General features: G+C 71.4%; 25 protein-coding genes. 8 read left to right on the forward strand and 17 right to left on the reverse strand.

Features of this window, described 5'->3' with window-relative positions:
- Positions 1-6: 6 nt before the first annotated feature.
- The 6 genes from LZ495_RS33690 to LZ495_RS33715 form a co-directional block, all read right to left on the reverse strand.
- Positions 7-504, reverse strand: coding sequence for a DUF742 domain-containing protein (locus LZ495_RS33690; RefSeq protein WP_235056862.1), 498 nt, complete (start codon positions 502-504; stop codon positions 7-9).
- Positions 505-511: 7 nt separating this feature from the next.
- Positions 512-940: a roadblock/LC7 domain-containing protein gene (locus LZ495_RS33695; RefSeq protein ID WP_235056863.1), complete on the reverse strand. Its 429-nt coding sequence runs from the start codon at positions 938-940 to the stop codon at positions 512-514.
- On the reverse strand, positions 937-3,288 hold the full coding sequence (locus LZ495_RS33700; protein ID WP_235056864.1) for a sensor histidine kinase: 2,352 nt from the start codon (positions 3,286-3,288) through the stop codon (positions 937-939). Before LZ495_RS33700 ends, LZ495_RS33695 begins: the two co-directional genes overlap by 4 nt.
- A 131-nt stretch (positions 3,289-3,419) precedes the next feature.
- Positions 3,420-3,614 carry a hypothetical protein gene (locus tag LZ495_RS33705; protein ID WP_235056865.1) on the reverse strand — a complete coding sequence of 65 codons (195 nt, stop codon included), beginning with the start codon at positions 3,612-3,614 and terminating at the stop codon, positions 3,420-3,422.
- Between the two features lie 175 nt (positions 3,615-3,789).
- Entirely contained in the window at positions 3,790-4,449 is a 660-nt protein-coding gene (gene tenA / locus LZ495_RS33710) for a thiaminase II (RefSeq protein ID WP_235056866.1), read from the reverse strand.
- A 145-nt stretch (positions 4,450-4,594) separates the two neighbouring features.
- Positions 4,595-4,912 (reverse strand): cupin domain-containing protein, encoded by a 318-nt coding sequence (locus LZ495_RS33715; protein ID WP_235056867.1) that lies wholly within the window; start codon positions 4,910-4,912, stop codon positions 4,595-4,597.
- A gap of 125 nt (positions 4,913-5,037) precedes the next feature.
- On the opposite strand from LZ495_RS33715, the gene LZ495_RS33720 reads away from it, so the two are divergent.
- The 3 genes from LZ495_RS33720 (at position 5,038) to LZ495_RS33730 (ending at position 7,855) form a co-directional block, all read left to right on the forward strand.
- Positions 5,038-5,412 (forward strand): phage holin family protein, encoded by a 375-nt coding sequence (locus LZ495_RS33720; protein WP_235056868.1) that lies wholly within the window; start codon positions 5,038-5,040, stop codon positions 5,410-5,412.
- A 125-nt stretch (positions 5,413-5,537) separates the two neighbouring features.
- Positions 5,538-6,647, forward strand: a complete 1,110-nt coding sequence (locus tag LZ495_RS33725) for a cystathionine gamma-lyase (RefSeq protein ID WP_235056869.1) — start codon at positions 5,538-5,540, stop codon at positions 6,645-6,647.
- A 311-nt stretch (positions 6,648-6,958) separates the two neighbouring features.
- Positions 6,959-7,855, forward strand: coding sequence for a LysR family transcriptional regulator (locus LZ495_RS33730; protein WP_235056870.1), 897 nt, complete (start codon positions 6,959-6,961; stop codon positions 7,853-7,855).
- Between the two features lie 37 nt (positions 7,856-7,892).
- Here the strand turns inward: LZ495_RS33730 and LZ495_RS33735 are convergent, their stop codons facing one another.
- The 6 genes from LZ495_RS33735 to LZ495_RS33760 all read right to left on the reverse strand — a co-directional run bounded on the left by LZ495_RS33735 (position 7,893) and on the right by LZ495_RS33760 (position 14,862).
- Positions 7,893-8,357, reverse strand: coding sequence for an NUDIX domain-containing protein (locus LZ495_RS33735; RefSeq protein ID WP_235056871.1), 465 nt, complete (start codon positions 8,355-8,357; stop codon positions 7,893-7,895).
- A gap of 107 nt (positions 8,358-8,464) precedes the next feature.
- Positions 8,465-9,136, reverse strand: coding sequence for a response regulator (locus LZ495_RS33740; protein WP_235056872.1), 672 nt, complete (start codon positions 9,134-9,136; stop codon positions 8,465-8,467).
- The gene (locus LZ495_RS33745; protein ID WP_235056873.1) at positions 9,121-10,458 is read right to left on the reverse strand and encodes a sensor histidine kinase; all 1,338 of its coding nucleotides are present in this window, start codon (positions 10,456-10,458) and stop codon (positions 9,121-9,123) included. The genes LZ495_RS33740 and LZ495_RS33745 overlap by 16 nt, the downstream gene beginning before the upstream one ends.
- Before the next feature lie 45 nt (positions 10,459-10,503).
- Positions 10,504-12,738, reverse strand: coding sequence for an MMPL family transporter (locus LZ495_RS33750; protein WP_235056874.1), 2,235 nt, complete (start codon positions 12,736-12,738; stop codon positions 10,504-10,506).
- Between the two features lie 226 nt (positions 12,739-12,964).
- Positions 12,965-13,609, reverse strand: coding sequence for a LuxR C-terminal-related transcriptional regulator (locus LZ495_RS33755; protein ID WP_235056875.1), 645 nt, complete (start codon positions 13,607-13,609; stop codon positions 12,965-12,967).
- Positions 13,573-14,862 (reverse strand): sensor histidine kinase, encoded by a 1,290-nt coding sequence (locus tag LZ495_RS33760; RefSeq protein WP_235056876.1) that lies wholly within the window; start codon positions 14,860-14,862, stop codon positions 13,573-13,575. Before LZ495_RS33760 ends, LZ495_RS33755 begins: the two co-directional genes overlap by 37 nt.
- A 363-nt stretch (positions 14,863-15,225) precedes the next feature.
- Between LZ495_RS33760 and LZ495_RS33765 the strand changes: the two genes are divergently transcribed.
- The 3 genes from LZ495_RS33765 to trxA all read left to right on the forward strand — a co-directional run bounded on the left by LZ495_RS33765 (position 15,226) and on the right by trxA (position 16,923).
- On the forward strand, positions 15,226-15,987 hold the full coding sequence (locus tag LZ495_RS33765) for an SDR family NAD(P)-dependent oxidoreductase (protein WP_235056877.1): 762 nt from the start codon (positions 15,226-15,228) through the stop codon (positions 15,985-15,987).
- 166 nt (positions 15,988-16,153) lie between these two features.
- Positions 16,154-16,603, forward strand: coding sequence for a MerR family transcriptional regulator (locus tag LZ495_RS33770; protein WP_235056878.1), 450 nt, complete (start codon positions 16,154-16,156; stop codon positions 16,601-16,603).
- Positions 16,600-16,923 (forward strand): thioredoxin, encoded by a 324-nt coding sequence (trxA, locus tag LZ495_RS33775; RefSeq protein WP_235056879.1) that lies wholly within the window; start codon positions 16,600-16,602, stop codon positions 16,921-16,923. Before LZ495_RS33770 ends, trxA begins: the two co-directional genes overlap by 4 nt.
- Positions 16,924-16,959: 36 nt before the next feature.
- On the opposite strand, the gene LZ495_RS33780 is transcribed toward trxA, so the two are convergent.
- Positions 16,960-18,285: a hypothetical protein gene (locus tag LZ495_RS33780; protein ID WP_235056880.1), complete on the reverse strand. Its 1,326-nt coding sequence runs from the start codon at positions 18,283-18,285 to the stop codon at positions 16,960-16,962.
- Between the two features lie 99 nt (positions 18,286-18,384).
- On the opposite strand from LZ495_RS33780, the gene LZ495_RS33785 reads away from it, so the two are divergent.
- Positions 18,385-19,107, forward strand: coding sequence for a polyamine aminopropyltransferase (locus LZ495_RS33785; protein WP_235056881.1), 723 nt, complete (start codon positions 18,385-18,387; stop codon positions 19,105-19,107).
- A gap of 15 nt (positions 19,108-19,122) precedes the next feature.
- On the opposite strand, the gene LZ495_RS33790 is transcribed toward LZ495_RS33785, so the two are convergent.
- The 4 genes from LZ495_RS33790 to dnaB form a co-directional block, all read right to left on the reverse strand.
- Positions 19,123-19,557 (reverse strand): YdeI/OmpD-associated family protein, encoded by a 435-nt coding sequence (locus LZ495_RS33790; RefSeq protein WP_235056882.1) that lies wholly within the window; start codon positions 19,555-19,557, stop codon positions 19,123-19,125.
- 117 nt (positions 19,558-19,674) lie between these two features.
- Positions 19,675-20,088, reverse strand: coding sequence for a VOC family protein (locus tag LZ495_RS33795; RefSeq protein WP_235056883.1), 414 nt, complete (start codon positions 20,086-20,088; stop codon positions 19,675-19,677).
- A 119-nt stretch (positions 20,089-20,207) separates the two neighbouring features.
- Positions 20,208-20,858 carry a VOC family protein gene (locus LZ495_RS33800; RefSeq protein WP_235056884.1) on the reverse strand — a complete coding sequence of 217 codons (651 nt, stop codon included), beginning with the start codon at positions 20,856-20,858 and terminating at the stop codon, positions 20,208-20,210.
- A 95-nt stretch (positions 20,859-20,953) separates the two neighbouring features.
- Positions 20,954-22,321, reverse strand: coding sequence for a replicative DNA helicase (gene dnaB, locus LZ495_RS33805; protein ID WP_235056885.1), 1,368 nt, complete (start codon positions 22,319-22,321; stop codon positions 20,954-20,956).
- 434 nt (positions 22,322-22,755) lie between these two features.
- On the opposite strand from dnaB, the gene LZ495_RS33810 reads away from it, so the two are divergent.
- On the forward strand, positions 22,756-24,147 hold the full coding sequence (locus LZ495_RS33810) for an MATE family efflux transporter (protein ID WP_372498682.1): 1,392 nt from the start codon (positions 22,756-22,758) through the stop codon (positions 24,145-24,147).
- Positions 24,148-24,199: the final 52 nt, after the last annotated feature.

The raw sequence follows: 24,199 nt of genomic DNA on the forward strand, positions 1-24,199 counted from the left end.
GCTTCGTCATAGTGCCCGTACAAGGTCCCTGATCCTCTCGATGGTGTGGACCGGCATGCTCTCCGCCCGGGGTGTCTCGTGGCAGAACACGAGGTTTCCGGCGAGCAGGTCGCCGATGACGACCCGGGCAACACCCACGGGGACCCGCATCGCCGCCGCGATCTCCGCGACCGAGCACGGCTGTTGGCACAGCTCCACGACGCGCCGGGCCTCGAAGGCGAGCGGGGCGGAGAGCGCCGCGGGCAGGGCCCGGATCAGGGTCTCCAGGCGAAGGCCGTCGGCAAGCGGCGACGTGCGGCCGCCGGTGATGATGAACGGCCTTATGTACGCGTCGGCGTCGGCCAGTTCGGAGTCTGCCCCCGGTGCGTCGTACGGGCCCTGGCCGTACACCTCGGGATCGGGCGACGGCTCCGGATAGCTCTCGGTGTACCCGTACGTGTATCCCCCGGTGTCCGCCTCGAACGGCCGCCGGGGTACGAACCAGCCTGCGTCGCTGTTGCTCACGGCAGCCTCATCGCGGCAGCACCCGCCTCAACTCGGAGATCAGCGCAGGTGTCAGCAGCGTCCCCGCGCGGTCCGCGAGCACGGCGATCTCGTAGCCGATCAGGCCGATGTCGGCGCCGCGGTGCGCCAGCACGCCGATGCAGCTGCCGTCCGCGATGGTCGAGACGAGCAGGAACCCGCGGCGCATCTCGATCATGATCAGCTTGAGGCCGTCGAACTCGTAGCGGCGGGAGGCGCTTCGGGCCAGCCCGGTGAGTCCGGAGACGACCGCGGACAGATGGTCGGCCTCGGCCCGGTCGAGGCCCGCGGACATCGCGATGAGGAGGCCGTCCGACGACACCGCGACCGCGTCGCGTACGCCGTCGGTATCCCGGACGAAGTTGGCCAGCAGCCAGTTGAAGGCCTGGGGATGGCCGGTCTGCAGTTCGGCGGTCACGGACCCTCCTGTTGTGGTGTCGGGTACGGGAAGTCGGGGGTACTCGGCGGATCAAGGCGGTAAGGGGCCTGGGTGACGGTGCCGAACTCGGCGACCTCGCCCCGCAGATGGCCGCCCCGGAAGGCCGACAGCATGCTGCGGACGTCCTCCGGGGACCGCTCCTCGACCGGCTCCTGGGGAACGGGAGCCTGGGCCGCGGGCGGCGGTGCGACTCGGCCGCGCGGGACGCGCTTCGTCAGCCCGTTGCGGGTGCGTTGGACGGGAGCGGGTGCCGCCGGGGGCGCCGCGTACGGCTCGGCGGGTGCGAAGTCAGCGGACTGATAGGACTGTTCGTCGGGCTGGACGTCACCAGGAGGCGGCAGCAGTGCGGTGGTGCCGGCGTACGGTCCTTGGACAGGCCCGGACGTCGCCCCGAGCGCGGCGGCCGGGGAAGGTCCCAGCGGCCGGGGCCCGACCGGTGCGAGCTGCGGTGCCGCCTCCCGCGTCGGATCCGCCAGCACCGCCGGAGGCAACTGCACCCGGGCGGTGATGCCGGCCACCGGGGACTCCCCGATGTGGACCTCCGCGCCGAGGCGCTGCGCGAGGCGGCCGACCACGTAGTGGCCGAGGTTGCGCGTGGGGGCGTCGAGGAAGTCGACCCGCCCCGAAAGGCGGGCGTTCGCGGTCTCCACGGCGTCGGCGCTCATGCCGACGCCGTGGTCGATGACCGCCACCAGGTAGCCGTTCCCGACCCGTCGGCCGTAGATCTCGACCTCGACGTCGGGCGGCGAGAACGCCAGCGCGTTCTCGACCAGTTCGGCGAGGAGATGGGCCAGTTCGGCCACCACGGTGCCGGCCACGGAGATCTCGTCCATCCGCCGCAGCACCACCCGGCGGTAGTCCTCGACCTCGGACAAGGCGGCCCGCACCACGTCGGTGATGTGCAGCGGCGCCGCGCTGGGCCGCTGCCCGGCCTCGCCGACCAGGATCAGCAGGCTTTCCGCGTTGCGGCGCATGCGGGTGGCCAGGTGGTCGAGTTCGAAGAGGTTGCCGAGTGCGGTCGGATCGGCTTCCTCGTGTTCGAGGCGGCTGATGAAGCCGAGCTGGCGCCGGACCAGGTTCTGGTTGCGGCGGGCCAGGTTGACCAGCGAGTCGGTGGTGTTGCGGCGCAGGACGGCCTGTTCGGCGGCGAGTTCCACCGCGGTGTCCTGCACACGGCCGAACGCCTCGGCGACCGCCCGGATCTCGCGTCCCGAACGCGGCGGCACGGCGACCGGCCGGGGCTTGTCGATACCGTGCGCGCCGGTCCGCAGCCGGGCGACGACCTCCGGAAGCCGCTGCGAGGCCAGCGCTTCGGCCTCGGCGGCCAGCAGCGTGAGCGGGCGCGTGATGGACCGCACCGCGATCAGGGTCAGCGCCACTTCGCCGACCACCAGCAAGGCGGCGAAGACGAGGTACGCCACCAGGTCCGACGACGCCTCGTCGCGCAGGTCCGCGGACCGCTGCCGGATCTCCTCGCCGGTCGACTGCTGCACGGTCCACATGCCGTCGATCACCGTGGTCATCGACGCCCACCACGCCGCCGGATCGGTCCCGGCGAGAGTCCGGCCGTCGGGTGCGGCCAGGGCGATCTGCTCGGTCTGCAGGGCCTGCTGGGCGGCCGGCGAACGCAGCACCGCATCGGCGCTTTCCCGCTGCGCGGCGGTGGCGCTGCGCCGGAACCGGGCCAATGCCGCCTGGTGGGTGGCCTTGATCTCGGCGAATGCCTGGTACTCGGCGCCCTTGAACTTCCCCGCGCTCAAAACGCCGTTGAGGAATCCGCGGCCCCGCGCGGCGGCCTCCTTGGCATCGCCGAGCGCGGTCAGCGCGTCGAGGCCGCGGAGCAGTTGCGTATCGCGCGTGCGGCTCGGGGCGGCGCCGGCCTCGACCAACTCGGCGATGCCGTCCGTGAAGTACGCGAACGTCGGGTCGCGCTGCGCCTCGCCGGTGTCCGCCTTCGCACGGATCTCGGGCAGCCGGGCCCAGCGGTCGCGGGCCGCGTCGAGACCCGCGCGGTCCAGGCCCGCGGTCTCCGCGGAGAACCCGGAGAGGGCCCGGTCGGTGCGGGCGCGCTGCTCGTCCAGCGGCTTCCGGTAGTCCGCGCGGCCGGCCAGCAGGCCGTTGGTCAGGCCGCGTTCGCGCTGGAGTTCGTGGACGACGGCCTGGGCCCCGATCACCAGGTCCACGTCGTCCGCGGTGCGCTCCGCCTGCCGGTACGCGTCCAGCTCGGCGGCCGCCAGGACGCCGAGCAGGACGAGCACCGCGGCAAGCGCCAGGGCCAGCACGGTGACCAGGCGTCCGCGGATCGTCGCGGGGCGGAATTTCCTCACGGCACCGCATACAAGCAGTCCGGATATTCCGCTGACAATGCCGGGCGCGACGATATCGGGGCGGATCGCCCATTAATTATTCTCGACGTTTCCCGGGGCCCGGTCGCGAGATTTCGATTACGCCGCGGAAATCAGCGGGAAACCTGCTGGTCATGAGAAATTCCGGAGCGGATCAAGGCGACGAAACCGATAACCACGATGGTTCCGATCAGCAGCTTGACGATGAAGCCCAGGAAGGTCCCGATCACCCAGACGAGAAGAGCACCGACCAGCAGCAGGACGAGAGCCGGTACGCCGATGCGCAGCCACGCAGGTACTTCACCCATGGCATCTCCCACACGAAGTCGCGGACGGTTGGACTCGAACGGTTGGACTCGGACGGTCGGACTCGGACGGTTGGTCCGGCGGTTGACTCGAACAGGTCATCCGTTATCTGCCCGTTACCGTGGACGCCATGCCTCCCGATCCGGTTCCCGCCCCGCGGTGACGGGTCCGGGCAGGTCAGACCGGCCAGGCCTCGCGGCGCCAGGCCGCGTCCCAGAACATCCACTCGTAGCGCGACGTGGTGACGAAGTGCTCGATCACCTTCGCCCGCTCCACCGCGGACAGCTCCGCACCGATGCGGTCGGTCAGCTCCAGCACGGCCCGGACCGTGGACTGGAACTCCTCGTCCGCGTAGGTCGAGATCCAGCGCGCGTACAGCGGGTCCGGCGAGGACTTCTCCAGCAGCGCCTCGCCGACCCGGGCGTAGATCCAGTAGCAGGGCAGCACCGCGCCCAGGCCCTCGGCGAAGGAACCGCCGTAGACGGTCGCCAGCAGGTAGCTGGTGTACGCCCGGGTCGAGGGCAGCACCGGCTCGCCGGCCGCCTCGTCCGCCGAGCTGCCGTACGCCGCCATGAACTCGGCGTGCATGGCCTGCTCCGCGGCGATCGCCCCGGCCGCGTCGGAGGCGAACTGCCGCACGGTGTCGTCGTCCGGTGCCTTGGCCGCGCACACCGCGAGCGCGCGGGCGTAGTCGCGCAGGTAGTGCGAGTCCTGGACCACGTAGTGCCGGAAGGCCTCGGCCGGGAGCGAGCCGTCGGTGAGGCCCTGCAGGAACGGGTGGGCCAGGATCTCCGCGTAGATCTCGTCTATCGCGGACCACAGCTCGTCACGGAACACGCGGGCGGCACCTTTCTCTCGCTTCGGTCGCGTCGGTCGCTTGGGTACGGCATCACCCTAACCGGGCAGGTCCGCGGCCCCGGGTGTGCAGTCGGCGGCCCCGGGTGCGCAGTCGGGGGCGCGGTCGGTGCGGTCCGGGATGCACTCAGCCTTCCGGCGGCGAGAAGAACACCAGCACGCGCAGCGGCTCGGTGACGCGGTGGAAGCGGTGCTCGACGTGCGCCGGCACGAAGACGACGCTGCCGCGGGCGACGTCGGTGGCCTCGTCCCCGACGGTCAGCGCGGCGCGGCCGCTGATCACCACGTACACCTCGTCCTGCGCATGCGGCTTCTGGGTGTCGAGCTCGCCGGGTTCGAGGGCGTAGAGGCCCATCGAGAAGTGCCGTTCGTTGAGGAAGCGCAGATACGCCCCCCGCTCGCGGGCGCGCTCCAGGTCCAGATCGTCGAGTCGGAACGCCTTCACGCGGCGCCACCCCTTCGGCTCGGCCGGCCCCCTCGCGGGCCGGTGCGCCCCGAAGATACGACACACGCGCAGGCCACGCCGGGCTGCGCCTCCCTTAGCCGGTCCGTACCTGACACGATGCGGTCATGAAGAGCCTCCTCATCAAACTGATCGTGAACGCAGCGGCGATCTGGATCACCGCCGTCGTGGTCGACGGGGTGAACATCACCGGTGACTCGTGGGGCAACAAGGCCCTCACGGTGCTGTTCGTCGCGCTGATCTTCGGCGTGGTCAACGTGATCATCAAGCCGATCGTCAAGCTGTTCTCGCTGCCGCTGTTCATCCTGACGCTGGGTCTGATCACCTTTGTGATCAATGCGCTGATGCTCTGGCTGACGTCGTGGATCTCCGACCAGCTCGACCTGAGCTTCCACGTCACCGGCTTCTGGCCGGCGCTCCTCGGCGCCCTGGTCATCTCGATCGTGAGCTGGTTCCTCAACCTGGTCCTGGACCGCGACTGACCCGGCCCGGCCGGACCCCGCGGCCCGGCCGGCCGTGGAACCCAACTCGTCGGTAGCGGTGTTTCACGTGAAACATCGTCCGCACGGGTGATCATCGGATGATCCGATCCCGAGGGAGCGACGCCATGCCGTCCGAAGGAACTCGCGCTGTACACGCGGGACTTCCGCCGGCCCACCCGGACCGGCCGTTCCTCGACGGCCCCGTGTTCGCGGGCACCTACCACCAGATCGGCGACCCGACCGGCCCGTACGCCTACGGCCGGTACGCGAACCCGACCTGGGCGGCCCTCGAATCCGCCGTCGCCGAACTCGAAGGCGCCGCCGACGCGGTGGTCTTCGCATCCGGCATGGCGGCGGTCTCCGGCACGCTGCTCGCCCTCGCCGAACCCGGGCACATCGTGGTGCTGCCCTCGGACGGCTACCCGGCCACCCGCACGGTCGGCGCCCACCTGGCCGCCCGCGGCGTGACCGTGCGCAGCGCCCCGACCGCCGGCGACGCCCAGGCCGCCGAGCTGGCCGGGGCCGACCTGCTCTGGCTGGAGACGCCGTCCAACCCGGGCCTGGACGTGTGCGACATCGCCCGGCTGGCCGGACTCGCGCGCGCCGAAGGCGCCCTGGTCGCGGTCGACAACTCGCTGGCCACGCCGCTCGGCCAGCAGCCGCTGGCCCTCGGCGCCGACATCTCGGTGGCCAGCGGCACCAAGGCCCTCACCGGGCACAGCGACATCCTGCTCGGCTACGTGGCCTGCGCGGACCAGGCGGTGGCCGACCGGATCCGCGGCTGGCGCACGCTGACCGGCGGCATCCCGGGGCCCATGGAGGCCTGGCTCGCGCACCGCTCGCTCGCCACCTTGCACCTGCGCCTCGACCGGCAGGCGGCCAACGCCCTCGCACTGGCCGAACTCCTCACCGCCCGGCCCGAGGCCGCGGACGTCCGGCACCCCGGGCGGCCCGGCGACGCGGCCCACGAGCTCGCGTCCCGGCAGATGCGGCGCTTCGGCTGCATCGTGTCCTTCACCCTCGCCGACACGGCGACCGCGGAGCGCTTCCTGGACGCCCTCGAACTGGTCGCGGAGGCCACCAGTTTCGGCGGCGTGCACAGCATCGCGGAACGCCGCGGCCGGTGGCCCGGCGACGACGTCCCGCCCGGTTTCGTGCGCTTCTCGGTGGGCTGCGAGGACACCGAGGACCTGCTCGCCGACGTGGTGGATGCGCTGGGCAAAGCCTGCGGCTGACCAAGATCACGTCAACCCTCGACGGTTTCCGGTCAATACCCCAGGATCCGGTGCACAACGACTTGTTCGCGATCCTGGGCGCGTCAAGGATGACACTGGCCCCTCCGGGGTCGAAACTTCTCTCGACGCACCGCAGGACGCGCCCCAGGGGCGGGCGGCCCTGCGCGGCGCCGGCGGGACGGGGGCGATCGGCCGACGCGGTCGGACGTGTCGGGCAGGTCGGGCAGGTCGGGCAGCACAGGCGGAACCAGCAAGTCGAGCGGGTCGGGCGGGTCCGGCGGGTCGAACAGGTCGAACGGCAAGGGGGGTCAGTGGATCTGACGTTGCTGCGCACCTTCCTCGCCGTCCACCGGGCCGGATCCTTCACCCGAGCCGCGCACTTGCTCGACCTGTCGCAGCCGGCCATCACCGCGCAGATCCGCAGCCTCGAGAAGCAGGTCGGCCGCCAGCTGTTCCAGCGGCTGCCGCGCGGCGTCACGCCGACCACGGTCGCCGACGAACTGGCCGCCAAGCTCGCCCCGCACCTGGACGCGCTGGAGGAGATCACCGCCCGCGACGTGCTGGGCACCGATCCGCTGCAGCACACCGTGCACCTCGCCGGACCGCCCGAGATCACCAGCCGCCGCGTGCTGCCCGCACTCGCCGACCTGGTCCGCCGCGGCCTGCGGCTGCGCGTCACGCTGGGCGCCGGCGAAGACCTGCTGGCCGGACTGGCCGCGGCCCGGCACGACATCGTGGTCTCCGACCTGCGCCCGCGCGGCCGCGGCATCTCGTCGACGCCGCTGGCCGACGAGGAGTACGTGCTGGTCGGCGCCCCGCGCTGGGCCGAACTCCTGCCCCGGCGCCGGATAGAGGCCGGCGGTCCGACCGCACTGGACGGCGCGCCGCTCATCTCGGACAGCGAGGACCAGCCGCTCGTGGAGCGGTACTGGGCCAGCGTGTTCGACACCAAGCCCACCTCGCCCGCCGGGCTGGTGGTGCCGGACCTGCGGGCGGTGCTGGACAGCGTCCGGGCCGGGGCCGGCATCGCGGTGCTGCCGCGCTACCTGTGCGCCGAGTCGCTCGCGGACGCCTCGCTGGTGCCGCTGCTCGAACCCGAGATCCCGCCGCTGAACACGCTGTTCCTCGCGGTGCGCACCGGCGAGCTGAGCCGCCCGCACCTCGCCCAACTGCACTCCCGGCTGGTCGCCCGCGCCGCGGACTGGTGAACGGCCGCCCCCGTACGGCCTCGCCCACCCGCCTGCCTTACTGCAGGTCGCGGGCCAGCAGCGTGAGGATGCCCTCGACGTTCGCGGTCAGATAGGCGGCCAGGGTCGCCGGGACGACGTCGACGGTGGCCAGGCCCTCCGGCGTGAAGGGCACCCGGACCACCTCGTACATGCCGTTCGGCTCCTCGACCTCGGGCCCGTGCCGCAGCGCCGGGTCGATCGACTCCAGCCGACAGGCGAAGAAGTGCTGCACCTTCACGCCGCCGCCCGGCTCGGGGACGGTGTCCACGAACGCCGGGACGCTCTGCGCGAGTTTGGCGCCGAGCTCTTCGAGCACCTCGCGGCGCAGGCCCTCGGTCACCGTGGTGTCGCCCGGCTCCACGCCGCCGCCCGGGGTGATCCAGTACGGCGTCGCGCCCGGCTTGGTGCGCTTGATGAGCACCAGGCGGTCCTCGTCGTCGAGCAGGATCGCGCGAGCCGTCCGTTTGACCACTTCCCGCATGTGCGCTCCCAGGCTGTCCGGAATCCTCGAGACCCTGAACAGATCATTCCGATCCGGCAGCCGGTTCATGCGCCCGATCTTCGGCCGGAGGCCGCGGACCGTCCCGGTCAGCCGGCCTGCGGTCCCGGCCGCACCACGCCGGACTCGTAGGCGATCACCACGAGCTGCGCGCGGTCGCGCGCCCCGAGCTTCACCATCGCGCGGCTGACGTGCGTCTTCGCGGTCAGCGGCGAGACGAACAAGTGCTCGGCGATCTCGTCGTTGCTCATCCCGGACGCGACCAGCGCCAGCACCTCGCGCTCCCGGTCGGTCAGCGCGGTCAGCCGGTCCGGGGTGGCCACCTTCGGCTCCGGCTGGGCCAGGAACCGGCCGACCAGCGCCCGGGTGGCGCCGGGCGAGAGCAGCGACTCCCCCGCGGCGACCGTCTTGATGGCGCGCAGCAGGTCGGCCGGCTCGGTGTCCTTGACCAGGAAGCCGCTGGCCCCGGCGCGCAGTGCCTCGAAGACGTAGTCGTCCACCTCGAAGGTGGTCAGCACCAGCACCTTCACGCCCGCGAGGTCCTCGTCGCCGACGATGCGCCGGGTGGCCTCCAGTCCGTCCATCTCGGGCATCCGGATGTCCATGAGGACGACGTCCGCCCGGGTCTCGCGGGCCATCTTCACCGCTTCGGCGCCGTTCGCCGCCTCGCCGACGACCTCCAGCTCCGGATCGGAGCCGATGAGCACCGTGAACCCCGCACGGACCAGCGACTGGTCGTCCGCGATCAGCACCCGAACCATTTGTCTCCCTCGGTCTCGGCTTTTTCGGCCGTCTCGGTCTTGAGCGGCGTGCCGTCGGTGGGCAGCAGGGCGGTGACCGCGTAGCCGCGCGCGGCGGCCCGCGGCCCCAAATGCAGGGTGCCGCCGACCGCGGCGGCCCGTTCGCGCATGCCCAGCACGCCGTGCCCGGTGCCCGAACCGGGCGCCTCGGCGGCGCCGCGCCCGTCGTCCACGATCTCGGCCTCGACGGTATGCGCGCAGTACAGGATCCGGACCTCGGCGCGCGCCCCCGGACCGGCGTGCTTGACCGCGTTGGTCAGCGACTCCTGCACGATCCGGTACAGCGCCAGGCCGACGGGTGCGGGCAATTGCCGCGGCGTCCCGGACACTTCGAGCAGCACCGGAAGACCGGCGTTGCGGTACGAAGCGACCAGCCCCTCGATGCCGTCCGCGCCCGGGGTCGGCTCGGTGGGGTTGTCGGTGTCGCCGTCCTGGCGCAGCACGCCCAAGGTGGTGCGCAGCTCGGCGAGGGCGTCGCGGCTGGCCTCCTTGATGTGCACGAGCGCCTGCTTGGCCTGGCCGGAATCCTGGTCGATGACGTGCGCGGCGACCCCGGCCTGGATGTTGATCATCGCGATGCTGTGCGCGACGACGTCGTGGAGCTCGCGGGCGATGCGCATGCGCTCGGCGGTGACCCGGCGCCGGGCCTCCTCCTCGCGCTCCCGGTCGGCGCGGGCGAGCCGGGCCTGGACCTCGGCCCAGTACGCGCGCTTGGCACGGACCGCCTCGCCGACCGCGACCGGCAGGTAGAGCCACACCACCGACAGGTAGTTCTCCGGCCGCAGGAACGAACTGCCCAGGACCGCCAGCCGGATCACGGTGTGCGCGACCGCCACCGCCGAGGCGATCCACAGCGAGCGGCGCAGCCCCTCGCGGGACGCGACGGTGTAGAGCGCGATGAGGGTCGGCAGCAGGATCGAGCCGTCCCGGCCGTTGGCGGCCAGGTAGACCAGCTGGCCGATCTCGGTCAGCGCCAGCACCCACAGCGGATGCCGCCGCCGGAACAGCAGGACCAGGCAGGTCAGCACCGCGATGGCCAGGTTCAGCGCGTCCGGGTGCCCGGTCACGTTGGCGTGCTTGCTCGGCTGGGCGAGCGCCCCGCCGATGACCGCGGCGATGGTGAACCCGGTCAGCAGCACGTCCGAGACCCACGGGTGGCCGCGCAGCGCCTGCAGCTTCCCGGCCCACGGCGAACCGCTCCAGAACGGCCCCGCGGCGGAGCCGTCCGCGGACGCAGGAAGGCCCCGCGCGTCGTCGCGCACGGGGCCTTCCTGCACCTTCATGTCTTCTCCCACTGCTCTGTCATACAGCGCCGGAGGCGCCCGGGGTCACCTGCCCCCGCCGACGAGCACCGACTCGCGGTCCTCGCCGTGGCCGCCCTGGCCGCCGCTGCCGTGGCCCGCCTTGGGCCGGTCCGCGTGCCCCGGCCACCAGGCGGCGTGGCCGATCAGCGCGGTCACCGCCGGGACCAGGAACATGGACATCACGAACGCGGAGATGCAGATGCCCACGGAGACCGCGAAACCCATCTCCGTCATCATGCTGATTCCCGCGAACATGAGCGAAGCGAACGTCCCTGCAAGGATGACACCCGCGGCGGCGATCGACGGCCCGGCGTGCTCGACCGCGAGAGCCGCGGCCTGGCGCGGTTCGTGGCCCTCCTGGGCCTCCTCGCGCAATCGGGCGACCATGAGGATGTTGTAGTCCGTGCCGATGGCGACCACGAACATGTAGATCATGATCGGCAGCATGAACATCACGCCCGCGTGGTCCAGCATCATCTGGAACACCAGCACCGTCGCGCCCAGGGTCGCCGCGTAGCCGAGCACCACCGCGAGCATCAGGTACCACGGGGCCACGAAGCTGCGCAGCAGCGCCGCGAGGATCAGCGCGATCAGCAGGCCGGCCACCGGGAAGATGACCTTCATGTCGCGGTTGGTGGCCGCGCGCACGTCGGTGAACGACGCGGTGGCGCCGCCGACCATGACATCCGTGCCGGCCGGAGCCTGGGCATCGGCGGCCGCGCGCAGCGGGCCGATCGTGTCGAGGGCCTCGTTGGTGTACGGGCTCTCCTTCAGGACCAGCTTGATCTCCGCGGCGGTGCCGTCGGCACTGAACTTGGCGTACGTCCGCTGCCCCTCCGGGACCTCGGGGTTCACCGCGCTCAGCGCGCCGACGCCCTCGGCGTCCTTGAGCTTCTTGGCGAAGTCCTCGACCGCGCCCTTGTCGAGCGGCGCGCCGTTCTCGGACTTCACGTAGACCTGGGTCGGGTTGAGCATGCCGGCCGGGAACCCGGTCTGCATGTCCTTCATCGCCTTGGCCGACTCGGTGCTGCCGGGCAGCGCGCTGATCTGGTCGTAGTCGGCCTTGAAGCCGAGCACGCCGGACGCGAGCGCGACCATCACGGCACCGGAGACGACCGCGACGGCGACCGGGCGGCGGCCGACCACGCGGCCCATCCGCTGGAACGAGGTGCCCTCGGGCTGCTTCTGCCAGTTCTTGGACGGCCAGAACACCTTCGGGCCGAGCAGCGAGACGACCGCGGGCACCAGCGTGAGACCGGCGACCGCCATGACGATGACCGCGATGGCCAGGCCCGGGCCCATCGACCGGAAGTTGCCGAGGGTGGCCAGCAGCATCGCGCCGAACGCGATGACGACCGCGCCGGCCGCCGAGGCGATGGCCTCGCCGACCCGCTCGACGGCCACGATCATGGCCTGCTTCTTGTCGTCGCCGGCCCGCAGGCGTTCGCGGTAGCGGAACAGCAGGAACAGGATGTAGTCGGTGCCGATGCCGAACAGCACCACGATCAGCATGGTCTGCAGCGACTGCTCGACCTCGAAGCCGAAGATCTTGCCGGCGATCGCGATCACCGCCGGGGCCACCGCGGCGACCAGGCCGACCACCACGATCGGCATGAACGCGGCCACCGGGCTGCGGTAGATGAGCAGCAGCAGGACGATGATCAGCACGATCGTCACGATGCCGACGATCGCCTCGGCCTTCTTGAAGGCGTCCTCGTTGTCCAGCATCATCGCCGGGCCGCCGGTGTAGCCCACCTTGAGGGCGGTGCCCTTCATCAAGGGCTCGGTGGCCTCGCGCAGTTCCTTGACGGCCTCGTTGACCTGCTTGTCCTCGGCGTTGCCCTTGATGGTGACGTTGCCGAGCTGGATCAGCCGGTTCCCCGACACCTCGCCCGCCGCCATCGACGTGACCGTGCCGGGCTCGGCCTCGGTACCGGGCGCCGGGGTCTTGGCGTGCCCGGCGGCCAGTTCGCCGACGATCCGCTTGACGTCCGCGGAGTCCGCATCGGTCAGCGCGGCGCCGTCGGCGCGCTTGAAGACCATCAGCGCGCTCTGGTCCTGGGACTGCGGGAACTGCTTCTCGGCGAGGTCGGCGGCCTGGACGGACTCGTACTTCGAGGGCAGGAAGCTCGCCGTGTCCTGGTTGGTGATATCCGACAGCTTTGGCGCGAAAGCCACCAGGGCGACCGCGGCCACGAGCCACGCGGCGATGACCTTCCAGGGATGGTGGACGACGAGCCTTCCGAGTCGTCCGAACATGCTGTCTCCTTCGTGCTGCAGTTCCGCGCGCGCGGGTGGGCAGCCTAGAAGCTAGACAGCGATGTGGGCTCTACACAACGCGAAAAGGCGCAGGTCAGAGAACTTCCGCCCGGTGTATGAGAGGGCCGCACGCCGTGTGCAGAAGCGCGCGTGCGGGGCTACTCCCGCGGGAGTAGCCCGAGGTCGTCCCGGAGAACGAAAGTCCGTTTTGCCACCGTGTGGTGCGTCACGCACTCAAATACGCCAGTACGGCCAGCACCCGGCGGTTGTCGTCGTCCGAGGCCATGATGCCCAGCTTCCCGAAGATGCTCGTGGTGTGCTTGCTCACCGCACCCTCGGACACGAACAGCTGCTTGGCGATCGCGGCGTTGGAGCGGCCCTCGGCCATCAGCTCCAGGACCTCGCGCTCGCGCGGGGTCAGCTGCCCCAAGGGCACCGCCTCGGTGTTGCGGCTGAGCAGCTTCGCGATCACCTCGGGGTCCATCGCGGTGCCGCCGCCGGCCACCCGGCGCACCGCCTCGACGAACTGCCCGGTGTCGAACACCCGGTCCTTCAGCAGGTAGCCCACCCCGCCCGAGCCGTCGGCCAGCAACTCCCGGGCGTACAGCTGCTCGACGTACTGCGAGAGCACCAGCACCGGAAGGCCCGGGACACGCCGGCGGGCCTCCAGGGCGGCCTGGAGGCCCTCGTCGGTGAACGTGGGCGGCAGCCGTACGTCCACCACCGCCACGTCGGGTGCCAGTTCGGTCAGGGCCTTGAGCAACTCCGGCCCGTTGTCCACCGCCGCGACGATCTCGAAGCCGTGCGCCTCGAGCAGCCGCACCAATCCGTCCCTCAGGAGGGCGAGGTCTTCGGCGAGGACAACACGCACGGCAGCTCCATGGTGACCGTCGTCGGGCCGCCCCGGGGGCTGTCCAGGGCGAGGGTCCCGTCGAATGTACCGAGCCGGCGTTCGATCCCGCGAAGTCCGGTGCCCTTGTCCAGCGCCGCGCCGCCCCGGCCGTCGTCGGTCACCTCGATGCGCAGCCGGCCCGCGCGGTAGCGCACGTCGACCCACACGTTGCGGGCCTGCGCGTGCTTGGCGGCATTGGTCAGCACCTCGTTGACCGCGAAGTACCCGGCCGACTCGACCGGCGCCTCCAGGCGGCCCGGCAGATCCACCGACACCTCGACGTGCAGCGGGCTCTCCAGGCCGAGCGCGCGCACCGCATCGCCCAGCCCGCGGTCGGCGAGCACCGGCGGGTGGATCCCGCGGACCAGGTCCCGGAGTTCGTTCAGCGCCTTCGCGGACGCCTCCCGCGTCTCGGTGAGCAGCGCGCGGGCCGCCTCCGGGTTCGTCTCCAGCAGCGCCTCCGCGGCCCCGAGGTTCATGCCCATCGCGACCAGCCGGGCCTGCGCACCGTCGTGCAGATCCCGCTCGATGCGCCGCAGTTCGGCCGCCGAAGCGTCCACGGCCTCGCTGCGGGTGTCGGTCAAGTGCCGCACCCGCAGCTCCATTTCGGCCTTCCGGGTGGGGGCCAGCAGGGAGCGGGTGAACAGCGCGTGGGCGCGCAGCATGTACGGGGCGATGAAGAAGCCGAACACGATGTACGCGAGGCCGAGCGGCACCGCGAGCACGGCCATTCCGGCGCTGTCCACCTTGAGGAACGTGTACCAGCCGGAGTCGCCCGCATCGATCAGCGTCTCCCACAGGAACGGCTGCAGCAGGCCGAAGACGCCCTGCGCGATGAAGCCGAGCGGCAGGATCGCCAGTGCCAGGCCCACCGCCAAGTCGGCGAGGCTCCACAGCAGATCGCGCCACGTGGCCGGGTCGCCCAGCATCCAGCGGGTCCGCTGCACGACGCCGGGGATGCCCCGGTCGAACTTCGGCGCGGGGCGGTACGGCCGGGCGATGTGCACGCCCGTCCACGCCTCGGCGCGGCGCCGGGAGAAGTCCGCCAGCCCCCGCGTCGCGGTGATCAGCACCGGCAGCACCAGGACGCCGATGCCGATGACCATCAGCGGCAGGAACGTGACGGTCAAGCAGAACAACGCAAGCGCAGGCACCATCGTCGGCACCAGGGCCAGACCGCGCAGCGCGGCGATCCCCCGGTCCCGGATGCCGACCCCGGCTCCTGCACTCATGATCGTTCCTCCTCGGGTCCGCCCGGCTGCACGTGGGCTCCGCCGGCTCGTCCGGCGGGGCCCTGACCTCGGGCTTTCTTCCTACACCACGAAGTCTGCCGCCCCGGGACAGCGCGGGCACTGGTCCCCGCCCCCGAACCGGGGTGGGCCTGGACCCACCCCGCACCGGGGGCACCGCGGCAACGACGACAGGTCCGATTTCCGCTGGTCACGCCCCGTCCGATTCCCGCCAGCGGCCCTTCCGGAGATCGAGCAATCTGATGGCGGCGGGTCGCCCCGCCGGGCCCGGCCGGCCACCGCGGCATCCCTGCCGCGCACGCGCGCCTTCCTCGTATCTCTCCGCATTCTTCGAAAGGCACAGCCATGTCTGCACGCTTCGACGCCAAGGTCTTCATCGTCACCGGCGGCACCTCCGGCATCGGCTTCGCGGTCGCCGAACGCCTCGCCGCGGAAGGCGCCGCCGTGGTCCTCGGCGCCCGCCGCAAGGACGTCGGCGACGAGGCCGCCGCGGCCCTGCGCGCCGCCGGCGGCCGGGCGCTGTTCGTCCCGGCCGACGTCACGACCGAGGCCGACAACGCTGCCCTGGTCGCCGCCGCTCTCGCCGAATTCGGCAGCCTGGACGGTGCGTTCAACAACGCGGGCGGCGTCAACGCGTACGGCCCTGTGCCGACCCTGGACGCCGCCGCCTGGCACGCCGAGCTGGCGCACAACCTGACCAGCGTCTTCTACGGCCTCAAGCACCAGATCCCGGCGATCGCCGCATCCGGCGGCGGCTCGGTGGTCAACAACGCCTCCAACCTCGGCGTGGTCGGCATGCCGGACGTCGCTCCGTACGTGGCCGCCAAGCACGCCGTCGTCGGCCTCACCCGGGCCACCGCCCTGGAGGTCGCCGAGCAGGGCGTGCGGGTCAACGCCATCGCGAGCGGCGGCGTCGACACCCCGCTGTTCCGCGCCACCATGGGCACCACCGACGAGGCGACCGCGCAGATCGCCGCGCTGCACCCGGTCAACCGCATCGCGCAGCCCGGCGAGATCGCGTCCTTCGTCGCGTACCTGCTCAGCGACGAGGCCACCTTCGTCACCGGTGCGGCACTCGCCGTGGACGGCGGGTTCACCGCGCGCTGACCGCGGCTCCGGTGCGGCCGGGCCTCCCCCGGCCGCACCGCCGCGGCACCCCGCGCACGAGCAACCGGAACCGCCCCGGCAAACTGCTGGCCTTGACGCCGACGTCAAGGCCTACCGTCGTGGCCACGGACCACGGACGGGCCATGTGCCAGGCGGGAGGAACGGCATGCGCATCGGCGAACTGGCCGAACAGGCGGGCACCACCACCCGCACGCTCCGCTACTACGAGTCGCGCGGCCTGCTGCCCGCCCGCCGGGACGGCAACGGCCACCGCGAGTACGACGAGACCGACCTGCGCCTGCTGCGCCAGATCCGCATGCTGCAGGACTTCGGTTTCGGCCTGGAGGACACCCGGCCGTTCGTCGAATGCCTCCAGGCCGGCCACCCGGCCGGCGACTCGTGCCCCACCTCGCTCGCCGTCTACCGCGCCAAACTGGCCGAACTCGACGCGTGCATCGGCCGCATGCAGGAGATCCGCACCGAGGTCGCCGCGCAACTCGCGCGCGCCGAGGTCGAACTCAGCGCCGGCCTGCCCGGTGGTCCGGACCCGCAGTGCGCACTCGCGCACGGCTCCGCCCCTCCCCTCCGGGAAGCCCAGGAAGAGGCCACGACATGAGCGCTGCCGTACCCGATGTCACCGATGCCACGTTCGGCGCCGAGGTGCTCTCCTCGGACCTGCCCGTCCTCGTCGACTTCACGGCCGCATGGTGCGGACCGTGCCGCATGATCTCGCCGGTGCTCGACGAGATCGCCGCCGAGGAGACGCGCTTCCGGATCGTCAAGGTCGACGTGGACGCCAACCCCGAGACGCAGGCCGCCTACGGCGTGCTGTCGATGCCCACGCTCATGCTCTTCAAGGCCGGCGAACCGGTGAAGTCCATCGTCGGAGCCCGCCCCAAGCAGCGGCTGCTGCGCGAACTCGCCGACGCGCTCTGACGTTCCGGGCCGTTGCGGGCCGGCCCGGGCCGCGGCTCACAGGTGGTGCAGCCGCCCCGGCTCCGGCCGGAACGTCCAGTGCCACTCCTGCGGCGTCCACCGCTTCTTCAGCGCGGTGCGCTGCTTGCCGAACGCCGCGAGTCCGTCCGCGACGGCCCGGGCGAGGCCCTCGGCCAGGCCGTCCGCGGGGACCGGCAGCCGGACCAGCAGGTTCTGCTTGTCCTGCGCCAGCACCAGGCTGCCGTCCGGGTCGCAGCCCAGCAGCGTGAAGTTCTTGAGCAGCGTGAACGGCTTCGTGTCGGTGGCCACCTTGGCCAGCAGCGTGCCGTCCGCCGACCAGGCGTACAGGCCATAGCGGTTCAAGTGGAATACCCGGCCGCTCCGCGGGTCTGCCGACACCCGGTAGCACTCCCCCGTGAACGGGCTGTCCCGGTACAGGTCCAGGCCTTCCAGGCGGCCGAGCACCTCGCCCGCGTCGTCCATCAGCACGAAGGCGAACTGCTTGCCGCGGTTGCCGCCGCGGAACAGACGCCCGAACACCGGGACCACGAAACGGTCGTCGGCCAGTGCGACCGGATGGCCCAGCCAGTGGTTGCCGTGCGAGTACCTCGGCGGCCACAGCCTGTCGACCTGGTCGCCCAGCCCCGGGCCGGGCCGGTGGTCCAACCCCACCGGACGGCCCTCGAAGTGCACGTACGGCCGCACGTCCAGCTCCGCGTCCTGCTTGACCGGCGCCGCGTCCATCGCGGCGATCGCCCGGAGCACCGGCCGGTGCTCCGCGGTCAGCGCCGCATCGGCGACCGCCACCAGGTTCGGCGCGATCCGCGACGTCCCGCGCACCCCGAACTCCGCGACCGTGCACAGCAGGCGGCCGCCCGGGGTCACCTGCACATGCGTCGCGAACGGGTTGCCGACCGTGTAGGGCTGGAAGGGCATCCGGTACGGGTCCGTCGTGTACGACCCGACCACCCGGCTCAGGTCCCCGGCCACCAGGTAGGTGATGTCGGGGCGGCCGGCCAGCACGAGATTGCCGTCCGGCAGCACCGCCATGCGCAGGTCCGAGACGTCGCCGAACTTCGAGAAGACCGCCGGTGTCAGGAAGACCGCGAAGGCCGCGGGGACATCACCCCCGCCCGCTGCGTACCGGGCGATCAGCCACGCCGAGACGGACTGCTTCACCGGATCCTCGGCCACCTCGCCGTCCGGCATGTAGCGCCACACCTTGGACATCACGTACATGTCCCCGGTCGCGCCGAAGGCCGCGCTCACGTGCTCGTGCACCCACCGCGACGACACACCCAGGTCCAGCGCGTACTTCGCCACGAACTCGTCCGGCAGGGCAAGGGGAACCGTGAGCACCATCCGCACATCCTGCCGGGCCGCGCCGACACCGGGCCTGCGCCGACGTACGTGCGGAAGCCGGAATACTGGGCGTTTCGTCGGCAATCCGGAAGGTGGCACGTGAGCGCGCGGTTCGAGGAGATCGACTGGCAGGAGACGCCCATGGGCGAGATCAGCCTGCGGCGGCGGCGCGACCCGTCCACCGGCGAGGACGTCTACGAGGTGAAGCTCGGCGACGAGTTCCTCATGTCCTCGCTCTTCACGGCCGGCGAGATCGCGCTCACCGAACTCGGCCTCGGCAAGACCTCCGGTGACGAACTGGACGTCGCCGTGGGCGGCCTCGGCCTGGGATACACCGCCCAGGCCGCGCTCGACGACCCGCGCGTCCGCTCCCTCGTCGTGGTCGACGCCCTCGGCGAGGTGATCGACTGGCACCGCCGCGGCCTCGTCCCGCTCGGCGCGGGCCTGGCCGGCAGCCCCCGCTGCCGGCTCGTGCAGGGCGACTTCTTCGCCATGGTGACCGGCCCGGACGCCACCGGCCTCGACCCCGAGGAACCGGGGCGCCGCTTCCACGCCATCCTCCTCGACGTGGACCACTCGCCCCGGCACGTGCTGCATCCCAGCCACGCCGCGCTCTACCGTCCCGAAGGCCTGCGCGCGCTCGCGGAACTCCTGCACCCGGACGGCATCTTCGCCCTGTGGTCCAACGACCCGCCGGACGACGACTTCGACGCCGTCCTCGCGGGCGTCTTCACCGGGACCGAGGCGCACGTCGTGCACTTCGACAACCCGCTGCAGGGCGGCACCTCGACGAACACCGTCTACCTGGCCCGCAAAGCCTGACCGCACCCGGCGGGTTCACCCCCGCAGCGTCTCGATCGCCTTCTCGATGCGCCGCTGCCGCGTCTCGGGCTTCTTCGCGCTCTCGATGGCCTTCACCTGCGCCCGCTTGAGGCCGAACGCGAGCTTGTCGAAAGCGGACCGGGCGGCCGGGTCGGCGTCCAGGGCCTTCTTGAAGTCCTCGGGCTCGGCGACCACGCGAGGCTCATCGTCGAGCTCCAACTCGACCTCGATCTCCTCGCCGATCTCGACGCCCGCCGCCTGCCGGTTCGCATTGCTGAGGCCGAGCAGGTGGCGGCCGCGCATGATGGCGACGCGGCTCTGCCACGAGTGGCCGTTGATCGTGATCTTCACCGGCGGCCGGGCACCCCCGCCCAGCTCGGCCACGACCTCGGGCGGGACTTCCAGGCCGCGCATGGGCTCCGGAGGCTCGACATGGGTCAGGAACTTCATGGTCTCCACTCCAGATACTCGGCCGGTTCCGCCTGCTGCTCAACAATCGCCCGCGTCCGGGACGGCACGGCACACGCCGCGCCGTCCCGGACGGCTCTCCTGCAAAAGGCTCCGCGCCTACTCGGCGTAGTGCTGGTCGCTGCCCTGGGCGCTGTAGCCGAGGCTCCAGACGTAGCCCTCCGGGTCGGCGAAGGTGCCGCCGTACCCGCCCCACTGCAGGGCGCCGGCCGGCTTGAGGATCGTGGCACCGGCCTTCTCGGCCTCGGCCATGATCTCGTCGACCCGGGCCTCGGTGCGGACGACATAGGTCAGCACCAGCCCGCTGAAGCCGCTGCCTTCCGGGTCCACGCCGTTCTGCGCGGCCAGGCCCTCACGGCCGTAGAAGCCGACCGGCGAGGCGCCGTCCGATGCGAAGAACACCGAGACGCCGTAGTCGTTCTCGATCGTCCAGCCGAGGCCCTCGGTGTAGAACTTCTTGGCCCGGTCCATGTCGCGGACGCCGAGGAGGATAGAGCTGACGTGTGCCTTCATGGGGTGCTCCTTGAGCGGTAGTTGGTGTGCGGCTGGGCCGTCGTGCCGGCGGATGCCCGCCGATCGACCGCTACGACAACCGGGATACGAAACGGATTCCGTCGGGAACGCGTGAATTTTCAGGAGTACGCGGGGGCGGCGGGCTCCCAGGCGAAGCCGTCCAAATCCGTGAAGGCGTCGCCGGTGCTGCCCAGCACCACGCGGTGCGAGCCGGAGCCGTCATTCGGGACACCCAGGTCCTTGGCCAGGCCGCGGCGCTTGTACAGCGCGAACTTGACCACGCTGGACGGGTCCGCGGTGAACTCCGCGTACTTCCCGCCGAAGCTCTTGTGCACCGACAGGCCGCGCTCCACGTAGAACGCCCGCGTGGCTTTCACGTCCTCGACGCCGATCAGCAGCACGAGCTCGTCGACCACACCCGTCGCCGGACCGGAGTCCTTCTTCTGCGACGTCGCGATCTTCCAGATGGCCCCGTCGGGGGCCTGCACCACACCGCCGTACCCCCACAGCGACTTCGCCGCCGGCTTGATCACTGATGCACCGGCGCCCACAGCCGCCGCGATGAACGCATCCACGTTCGCCGGCCCGGTCACCGTCAGGCCCAGCGTGAACCCGCGGAACCCCTCCGACACGGCCTGCGACTCCCGCAGACGCACATGCGCGTCCACACCGAACGCGGCATAGAAACGGCGAGCGGCCTCGAGATCGGCCACCTCGAGAGTGACGGAAGCAAGGGCGGTGGTGGCTGCGGTGAGCGTCGTGGTCTCCATGTGGACAACGCTAAAAGCAGCCCCGCATCCCGGGCTTCTTGATTCCTGACCAGTCCCGCACCCGCCTCCGCCGAGGCTGCGCAAAGGGCCTCTGATCAGCCCTGTTGCATGTCCACGAAGCGCGAGTAGTGGCCCTGGAAGGCCACCGTGATGGTCGCGGTCGGACCGTTACGGTGCTTCGCCACGATCAGGTCCGCCTCGCCCGCACGAGGCGACTCCTTCTCGTACGCATCCTCGCGATGCAACAGGATGACCATGTCAGCATCCTGTTCGATCGATCCACTTTCGCGAAGGTCCGAGACCATTGGCTTCTTGTCCGTGCGCTGTTCCGGGCCGCGGTTCAGTTGGGACAGGGCGATGACGGGGACTTCGAGTTCCTTGGCGAGGAGCTTGAGGTTTCGGGACATCTCCGAGACCTCTTGCTGGCGGCTCTCCGCGCGGCGGCTGCCGCCGCCGGTCATGAGCTGGAGGTAGTCGATGACCACGAGGCGAAGGTCGTTGCGCTGCTTGAGCCTTCGGCACTTGGCGCGGATCTCCATCATCGACAGGTTGGGCGAGTCGTCGATGTAGAGCGGGGCGGCGCTGACGTCGGGCATGCGGCGGGCGAGGCGTGTCCAGTCCTCGTCGGTCATGTTGCCGGAGCGCATGTGGTGCAGGGCGACGCGGGCCTCGGCGGAGAGGAGGCGCATCGCGATTTCGTTGCGGCCCATTTCGAGCGAGAAGATGACGCTCGGGAGATTGTGTTTGATCGAACAGGCGCGAGAAAAGTCCAGCGCGAGGGTCGACTTGCCCATCGCGGGGCGGGCGGCGATGACGATCATCTGGCCGGGGTGCAGGCCGTTGGTGAGGGCGTCGAGGTCGGTGAAGCCGGTGGGGACGCCGGACATCTGGCCGTTGCGGGAGCCGATGGCCTCGATCTCGTCGAGGGCGCCTTCCATGATGTCGGCGAGCGGGGCGTAGTCCTCGCTGGTGCGCTGCTCGGTGACGGCGTAGACCTCGGCCTGGGCGCCGTTGACGATCTCGTCGACGTCTCCGTCGGCCGCGTAGCCCATCTGGACGATGCGGGTGCCGGCCTCGACGAGGCGGCGCAGGACGGCTTGTTCGCGGACGATGCGGGCGTAGTACTCCGCGTTGGCCGCGGTGGGCACCGAGGAGATCAGGGTGTGGAGGTACGGGGCGCCGCCGATGCGGCCGATCTCGCCGCGCTTGGTGAGCTCGGCGGCGACGGTGACGGCGTCGGCCGGCTCGCCGCGGGCGTAGAGGTCGAGGATGGCGTTGTAGACCATCTCGTGGGCGGGCCGGTAGAAGTCGATCGGCTTGAGGTTCTCGACGACGTCGGCGATGGCGTCCTTGGAGAGCATCATGCCGCCGAGGACCGACTGCTCGGCCGCGATGTCCTGCGGCGGGGTCCGCTCGAAGCCCTCGCGCGCGGGGGGAGCGTCCTCGTACTCCGAGACACTCATGCCGTGCTTCCTTCCTCGACGTCGGGACACGGCGAGCGCCCGGTCGTCCGGGGCGCCTGGTCCTGCTCCTTCATACGGCAACCGGCCGACAAAACGGCCGCACCACGCGTTGTGCAGTCCCTCACCGTACGGGTGGACCGGGCCGCGACCAACGTCGTCATCCACAAGGGTTGTGGATAACTGTGGACAACCTGTGGACCGGCACCGCCTCGGCTGTGCACAACCTGTGTGCGAGGCTGCGGCGAGGGTTTGTCCACAGCTGTGGAAAGTGGCTCTGACCTGCGGCTTCTCTATCCACCGGCTGTGCATGTGAAAAACTTCCGGTCGGATCGACCGGCAATCGCCCCGCGTATGTGGACAACCACCGCCCGCAGCCATGAGTAAGGGCCAGAAGTCTCTTGTGATCATTACCTGTGGATGACTACCGTGGACGGGTGACCGGTGACGTGAAGAGGGACGCGAGACGGGGGCACCCAGGGGAGGCCGCGACCGGGCCGGCCGCCGCGCCGAGAAGCGGGCGGGCCCAGGACCGGGAGATCCTCCGGCTGGCCGTGCCGGCGTTCTTCGCGCTGGTCGCGGAGCCGCTGTTCATCCTCGCGGACGCCGCGATCGTGGGTCATCTCGGCACCCCCCAGCTGGCCGGCCTCGGCATCGCGGGCACGGTGCTGAGCACGCTGGTCAACCTGTGCGTGTTCCTCGCCTACGCCACCACCGCGAGCGTCGCGCGCCTCGTAGGCGCGGGAGACCGCCGCGGCGCGATCCGGCAGGGTGTGGACGGGCTGTGGCTCGGCACCCTGATCGGCGCCGCGCTGCTGGTGGTCGGGGTGATCGCGGCGCCGTGGATCGTGGACGCCTTCGGCGCGTCGGCCACCGCGGCCCCGCACGCCACCACGTACCTGCGGATCAGCAGCCTCGGCATCCCGGCGATGCTGATCGTGCTGGCCGCGACCGGTGTCCTGCGCGGACTCCAGGACACCCGGACGCCGCTGGTGGTCGCGGTCGCGGGCTTCGCCGCGAACCTGGTCCTCAACCTCGTGCTGGTCTACGGGTTCGACTTCGGCATCGCGGGCTCGGCATGGGGCACGGTGATCGCGCAGTGGGCGATGGCCGCGGCGTACCTCGCGGTCGTGGTGCGCGGGGCGCGGGCCCACGAGGCACGCCTGGTCCCGGACTTCAGCGGGATACGCGCCTCCGCGGCGGCCGGTGCGCCGCTGTTCGTGCGGACCGTGAGCCTGCGCGCGATCCTCATCATCGGCGCGGTGGCGGCCACCCGGATGGGCGACACCGAGATCGCCACGCACCAGGTGGCCTGGCAGATCTGGACGTTCCTGGCCTTCGCGCTGGACGCGCTGGCGATCGCCGCGCAGGCGATCGTGGGCCGGGCGCTCGGTGCGGGGGACGCGGCCGGGGCGCGCTCGGCGACGCGGCGCATGCTGGCCTGGAGCGTGTGGACCGGGGTGGTGTTCGGCCTCGTGATCGTGGCCGCCCGGCCGCTGTACGTGCCGTGGTTCACCGGTGATCCGGACGTCCGGCACCTGCTGGGTGCGGTGCTGCTCGCGGCGGCCGCGCTGCAGCCGCTGGCCGGGCCGGTGTTCGTGCTGGACGGCGTGCTGATCGGAGCGGGCGACGGGCGGTTCCTGGCCCTGATGATGCCCGCGGTCCTGCTCGTCTTCGCGGGTGCGGTGGCCGCGGTGACCGCCCTCGGCGGCGGCCTGGTGGCGCTGTGGTGGTGCGGCGTCGGCTCGTTCATGGCGGCCCGGCTGCTGCTGCTCGGCTGGCGCGCGAAGGGCGATGCGTGGCTGGTCACCGGGGCGCGGGTGAAGTAGCGGAACGGGCCGGGGGCCCCGGGCGGGGCCGGGCGCTGGGGGGGGGCGCACC

The organism is Yinghuangia soli (assembly GCF_021502675.1).
Classification (GTDB): Bacteria; Actinomycetota; Actinomycetes; order Streptomycetales; family Streptomycetaceae; genus Yinghuangia; species Yinghuangia soli.